The sequence below is a fragment of the Anabaena cylindrica UHCC 0172 genome (assembly GCF_034931625.1).
Classification (GTDB): domain Bacteria; phylum Cyanobacteriota; class Cyanobacteriia; order Cyanobacteriales; family Nostocaceae; genus Anabaena; species Anabaena cylindrica_A.
Genome location: NZ_JAYGGY010000075.1, coordinates 1 through 4,319 on the forward strand (window position 1 = coordinate 1; position 4,319 = coordinate 4,319).

The following is a 4,319-nucleotide window of genomic DNA, read 5'->3' on the forward strand; positions in this document are numbered from 1 at the left end:
TACCCATTACCCATTACCCATTACCCATTACCCATTACCCATTACCCATTACCAAAAAAAATAAATTTAGGGGTTGACAAACTGGGATAAAGCTGAGATAGTGATATTAGTGTGAAAGTTGCGGGTATAGCTCAGTGGTAGAGCGCAACCTTGCCAAGGTTGATGTCGCGCGTTCGAATCGCGTTACCCGCTTTTCAAAAATTAATATCAAAGTAAAACTCACGTTGTTTAACTTCTGACCTTTGTGGTTTAATCCACAGAAAAGCAATAGGCAAGTTAAATTTGGTGTGTCATCCCTTAGCGGCAGCATCTTCAAGTTTTACGAGGATATCAGTGTAGCTAAATTTTTTCAGGTTGGGTATTTTGTCAAGTTAAAAATAGCGACATCAATGCAGCCAGAAATATACTAGAAGTAGTCCTGACTGTGGCGATGTTCACCACGACTAAAATTAACTTATGAAAGCAGGGTTGAACGAGTGAGAGGTTTTCCTCCTCGCAGCAACGGTTGGTAAAGAACTCCGTTAATAACGCTGATTTGTAGAAATAAGTAATCCAAGAAGTAATTCTGGGAATCACTACCAAAAACTGTTAAGAAAAACTCGCTCAAGTCATTTATATCGCTTGTGCTATCTAAAAAACCTGAAAAAATAGATTTCAATACGGAGTATACCTGTCCTTGCCGTCGCCGGGGACAGTTAATCCCGATTACGCTGACAGAAGCATTTGGTTGCGATCGCTGTCAGCAAATTTTCGTCGTCGAAGATAATGGCTATATATTGGAACAACTTTCCACCACCTATCCCTATAAACGAGCTTGGCGCTGGACAGGGAATAGCTGGAATGTCATCCAACCCAAGTTGGGAGAAATTTATCTGCCGATAGCTTTGGGCATTATTTTTGTGCTAGTGATTATATTACCATTAGCATTACGATTGGCAAATGGCTCTAGCACTATTACCTGGGCAATAGTGGCGGCGCTATTGGTGATTCTGACAATAATTATGTTCTGGCTTACCTACAGACGTTAACTCAATGACCGTTGAAGCTTTTGATGATTGTCCCGAACCAATGAATAGCGCCAAACACGCTTATCAAGCTTCCCTGAAATTAGGGACTACCAAAGGGGCAGACCGGAGTCGTGCTGTGTTAGCTATGGCACAGGCTCTCAAACGTTATTCTGACGATATTCTCGAAGCCAATACACTTGATCTAGAAGCAAGTCGAGAAATGGCAGTCTCAGAATTGATTTTAGATTGGCTGAAGCTAACTCCTTCAAGATTAGAAAATGCAGTGACAATTCTCCAACGTTTGGGGGAATTATCAGATCCGCTACGACGGGTTAGAAATGCCGATTATCAACAGGAAGACTCTCAGAGTTATACCCAGTTAATGCCTTTGGGCGTAATTGGATTTATTTACGAGGCTTTTCCTGATTTGGGTGCGATCGCAGCTGGGTTTTGTATTAAAACTGGTAATAGTGTGATTCTCAAAGGTAGTACGGAGGCTAGTCATTCTAATGCTGCGATCGCCGAAGTACTGCAAAATGCTATTACTGATATTGGTTTACCAGCCGGCTGTATAGAACTAGTTACCGCCGAACATGGTACTTCAATTCGAAATTTAGTTACTCAAGACCAATATTTAAGTTTAGTCATTCCCTATGGACGTTCTAGCCTAATCCAGCAGGTGGTAAGACAAGCAACTTGTCCAGTTTTAAAGTCAGCAATGGGTAATTGTTACCTGTACTGGTCGCTCAATAGTAGCTTGGAAATGGTGCGTTTGATGATTCTCGATAGTCATGAGAGTGAACCAGATCCGGTAAATGCCATTGAAAAGGTGCTTATTCATCGTCAAGCTTTGCCATCTTCGTTGTCTGTGTTGTGGAATAGCTTAAAGGACAAAGGCTTTGAACTGAAAGCAGATGCAGAATTAGTGGCAGCTTTTCCTCAGTTGCAGTTAGCGAAAGATGGAGAATGGGGAACGCCGTATTTAACGAAAACAGTGGCTTTTAAGTTGGTGGATAGCTTAGAAAGTGCGATCGCTTGGATTAATCAATATAGTAGCAGTCATGCTGATTGCATCGTCACAGAATCCTATCAAGAAAGTCGCCAATTTGCTTTAGGAGTAAATAGCGCCTCCACCTACATCAACGCATCCCCGCGTTTTGCCCGCAACTCCTCACGGGGAGATGCCGTATTTTTGGGAATGTCCAATCAAAAAGGACACCGCAGGGGATTTATTAGTTTGGAGACATTAACGACAGTGAAGCACATCGTCCAGGGAAATGGGCGATTTTAGTAGTGAGGAGTTAAGTATACTTGGGGCTTGAAACAGATAAATTTTTGTCATAATTGGTTTCTCAGCCCTAAATCTTTTAAACATTTGGCAAACTCCTCTAAAGAATCATTCCGTCTAATACTCTGATCATCAATTTCTATATAATCTGCCACTTTGGGTGATTGTTTTTCTTCATATTGCATATTTTTGAGATTATTAAGCTTATTCTTTAAATTAGGATTTTTCTTAATTAATATTTCTCGTGAAAATTGTTCTAAATACTCTTTTGCTCCTCTACCCCCAGATTCTGATTCTGCTATTAAATTTGTTTTTCCAAGTTGCTTACGTCTAGAAAAATTTATCCAGTCTTGATTATACCTATTTTCTGGTTTTTCGGTAAAATAACAACAAATTCCTAGACAATCTACTAACAACCAAGCTTCAAATTCTTGCACCATCAAAATTAGTTTAGCTTTACCTTCCGATGCTTGAACTACTTGCTGAATTTGGTTCAATAAAGAATTATTTTCCTTACGTCTTTGAGCTTGAGATTGAATTCCATCTGAATCTATCAAAAAGATTACCAAATCATCTCTTTTCAAATAGATATCTACTGCTTTTTTTAAACCTCCTGGTTTTCTGGCTACTTCGCTGAAAGCTGATTTAGTAGCATAATCAATTGTTAAATCACAATCATAATATTGAGCAATTTTTCTAGCAATACAACAAACAGCATCCCTATCATAGTCAGATTCAGGAGTCCAAATACGAATACTAGGCATATTAACTAGCTAAAATTCCTTCTATTAAATGACTATGATATATTGCGCTACCTATACCAAAATCATTCATCCAATCTGAAAGATCATCACGATTTTCAGCTAATTGATCTAATAAACAGGCTCTAGTTCCTAATTCACCTTTTTGACTTAAAAGTATAATTGATATATCAGATGATATTTCTTCTGGAGAAAAGCAATCTAGCAGTTGAGAACTGTGAGTTGTTAGTACTACTTGAGTTCTTTTAGATAGTCTTTTCATAATTGAAGCAACATCTTTAAGAATACCTGGGTGAAAATTCATTTCAGGTTCTTCAATACCAATAAGACTTGGCATATCTGAATCTGACTGGTAAAGTAGTGTCAAATAAGCAATTAATCTTAAAGTTCCATCTGACATACCTGACAAGGGCATTTGTTTACCATCTAGTTCTAAAACGTTGACCATAGGGTCTTTTTTACCAACTAAATTCAAGCTAATATTCAGACAACTTTGTAGTTCTTGTGTAATGTCATTAATTCGATTTCTATCATTTTTAGCCCAATAATTTAACACTTCTTGAATTTCACTAGCTTCATTATCAAGATTGGGTATTCTATCATTATCTTCTGTTGTTTTAATCAATTTTACCCTTTCCATAAATAATGAATATTTTCTGATATCATCAGGGTCTATATTATAAAATTTCCAGTCTCTAATATAGCTCGCTAATTTTTTAGTAAAAGGTTTATTGCCAAAATTACCAGCAGAACGTAATGCTAAACTCTCTATACTTTCAGGATCTGATTTATATGGTTGAGAATTTTGTCCATCTTCATCACGTACTTCTCCTTCACCATTGATAACTTTAATTACCTCATGTTCATTGACTTTTAAAATTTCAGTAGCAATCCGCACATTTTTTTTATTCGTTTTCAAACATACATTATATTCAGCTTGATTGCGTTCATCATCTTCTACTATAAGTTTTAAATTAATTTTTTCTTTTCCTAGTCTAACTAATGTCTGAATAGTTTCTAATGATAAAGAATCTGAAACTAGCAAGTGCTTAAAAAAATTCAGGGACTCTAATGAATTAGATTTACCACTAGAATTAGAACCTACTATCATTGTTAAATCTCTAAAACTTAAAGAAATATCACCTAAACTTTTAAAGTTTTCAATTTTTGCTGTTGTTAATTTTATAGTCATAACCTTGTTTACCAATTTTACCTGACGGGATGACAAAAATGGTTAAAATGCAGACAGAATAAGCCTCATAG

At 36.7% G+C, this 4,319-nt stretch carries 4 protein-coding genes and 1 tRNA gene; 3 read left to right on the forward strand and 2 right to left on the reverse strand.

Annotation, left to right across the window (positions count from 1 at the left end; genetic code table 11):
• The first annotated feature begins 120 nt into the window (after positions 1 to 120).
• From VB713_RS13875 to VB713_RS13885, 3 genes are all read left to right on the forward strand, one after another.
• A tRNA-Gly gene (locus tag VB713_RS13875) sits at positions 121 to 192 on the forward strand.
• Positions 193 to 623: 431 nt separating this feature from the next.
• A complete protein-coding gene (locus VB713_RS13880) occupies positions 624 to 1,028 on the forward strand; it encodes a hypothetical protein (protein ID WP_323312107.1) in 405 nt (134 codons plus the stop codon).
• Between the two features lie 4 nt (positions 1,029 to 1,032).
• On the forward strand, positions 1,033 to 2,298 hold the full coding sequence (locus tag VB713_RS13885; RefSeq protein ID WP_323312108.1) for a glutamate-5-semialdehyde dehydrogenase: 1,266 nt from the start codon (positions 1,033 to 1,035) through the stop codon (positions 2,296 to 2,298).
• Positions 2,299 to 2,345: 47 nt separating this feature from the next.
• Here VB713_RS13885 and VB713_RS13890 read toward each other — a convergent pair whose 3' ends face one another.
• Both VB713_RS13890 and VB713_RS13895 read right to left on the reverse strand, forming a co-directional pair.
• Positions 2,346 to 3,059, reverse strand: a complete 714-nt coding sequence (locus tag VB713_RS13890) for a hypothetical protein (RefSeq protein WP_323312109.1) — start codon at positions 3,057 to 3,059, stop codon at positions 2,346 to 2,348.
• Position 3,060: 1 nt separating this feature from the next.
• Positions 3,061 to 4,248: an ATP-binding protein gene (locus VB713_RS13895; RefSeq protein WP_323312110.1), complete on the reverse strand. Its 1,188-nt coding sequence runs from the start codon at positions 4,246 to 4,248 to the stop codon at positions 3,061 to 3,063.
• Between the last annotated feature and the right edge of the window lie 71 nt (positions 4,249 to 4,319).